Source organism: Vibrio sp. 10N.222.48.A3, from assembly GCF_041475345.1.
In the GTDB taxonomy this organism is placed as follows: Bacteria; Pseudomonadota; Gammaproteobacteria; order Enterobacterales; family Vibrionaceae; genus Vibrio; species Vibrio tasmaniensis_A.
This window is the reverse complement of record NZ_JBFRVX010000178.1, coordinates 1-2,002: the sequence shown is the minus strand read 5'-3', so window position 1 is coordinate 2,002 and position 2,002 is coordinate 1. Positions and strand designations below refer to the sequence as shown.

Genomic DNA, 2,002 nt, shown 5'->3' with positions numbered 1-2,002 from the left:
TTGTTGCGTAATTCAATGGAACTAAATCAAGAACCTACGATATGAGCAGCTACGTCCACTCTCTCTCGTAGCTCTATGTCTAAACCTCGTTACAAAACAACCAACAGGAAGCAATACAACCAATCGCTCATTAACCGTGGCTCTCTGACTTTTTGGATTGATGAAGAGGCAATAAGCGGTTGGGCGCAAAGCAAACAGAATAAGCGCGGTAGGCCACGTCGATTCAGTGATTTAGCTATCACGACAGCACTCATGAAAAGTCAAAAAACACGAGACGGATGGCAAGCGTAGAGTCTGGCGATGGCGCGTACGACACGAGAGTGTGCCACGCTGCTATTAAGATTAAGCGAGCCGTTGCGCTTATTCCCCCAAGAGAAGGAGCAGCCTTCTGGGAGCGTGGTCACCCTCGAAATCTCGCCGTGGGTTGCCAGAAGTTATACGGCTCAAATAAGTATTTGAAAGAGCGGTATGGATACCACAGACGTTCACTATCAGAAACAGTGATGTATCGAGTAAAACAGTTGTTAGGAGGGCGATTGAGCTTAAGAAATTACAATTCACAGGTGGGTGAAACTTACGCGATGATAAAACCGTTGAACAAGCTTACTGGGTTAGGTATGCCTGAAACTTGTCGTATTGACTAAAAAGCATGAGAAACGGGGAGACTCTGTTTCTAAACTGAATTACGCAACAAAGCCAATAATTATTGCGAAGGTGTAAATAATTTCTTGGCTTAATTAAAATTGATTTACGCTAGAAAGGCATTGTGTCATTAACGCACTATAACTAAATATCTTGATATAACTACTCTAAGTGGCAAAGGGTAGAGCACACATATGAATAATTTAATAAAGCACCGCACGGTTTTCATCACCGTTTGATTTGGATTTACATGGCTCGCACCACGTATAAAGGATTTTGATATTTCTTTGTTGCGTAAATCAGTTGAACTAAGTTATCGGGACCGATTAAGAGAAACGGATGTGCTATTTGGAGAAATAGTACATCACAGCGCTGAAGTGATGACTAAGGTGAGGTCTCAAAAAAGTGAGGTAAGGACGATATCTGTTTTTATTCCTACTGGAAAATACGACAAGTGTTTGCCTTACTTATAGACGTATATACATTAACTTAGAAACTGGCTTGACTGATTTGGGGCTAACTCTAACAAGTTAGAGCTTAATCGAGCGCTTGAGACCATTAATGCTCGTTTTGAAAAAGGGACGCTGACCTTTGGCTCTCAAAAGGGAGTTACAGTGAGCAAGGTGGCAGTATCGATATACCCATTCTAGTGACTTACTGACGGGTAAATGTATTTAAATAATCCTCATTCTTGGCTTCTTATCTCTTAGCTTATTGCTTCTTAGTTTTTTACGTGGGGTGAGAAATAATGAGGTGCTCTTTCCTTAGGCGTGATCCTTCGGGCAAGGCTTTCTCTTGGAGCTTTCATCTATGGCCTAGATTGGCATCACCCTAGTGAGCCACTGCGTGCCGCACCAGAAGGTGCTTCTCTACAAGCTCCTATCGTACAACCCTAAACGCCTGCGCCTCGTCAGTCTTCCTCGTTGCTGTTCGTCGTACCTCCTCACTCATTTCACTGACCTCCATTAAGTTCGAGTAAGGGCTTGTTGCCTTATGTGCCGATTTCCCTTTCGACTTGCATCATTTGATGGGGCTCGCAGGCTGTTTACCGTGCTCGCTCAGAGCCCCAATAACAAGGGTATATGAACGCTTCGCGCCCTTGTTATTGAGAACCATGAGCGCTTGCCGGACAGCCAAGCGGCTCCATAAAAGTGATACTCAAACAAAAAGGAAACTCCTCATGGCACAACGAAACTCAAGCCCAACTCTCTCTAAATCGATGTTCAGCGACCAGCGTTTCGCCGCTGGGCACGAAAGCTCACCAAAAAATGATATCTCCTGCCAGGTCGTTGAACGTGCAGTGCGTTCGACCGTTTCCGCGACTGTTTCAAAGGGACTTATTTGGGTGAATTCAACGGAC

2 pseudogenes are annotated in these 2,002 nt (G+C 44.4%); both read left to right on the top strand.

From position 1 onward, the window contains the following. The first annotated feature begins 75 nt into the window (after nucleotides 1-75). A pseudogene (locus AB4653_RS06395) lies at nucleotides 76-644 on the top strand (transposase). Nucleotides 645-1,822: 1,178 nt separating this feature from the next. After that, a pseudogene (locus tag AB4653_RS06390) lies at nucleotides 1,823-2,002 on the top strand (hypothetical protein); the annotation flags it as partial.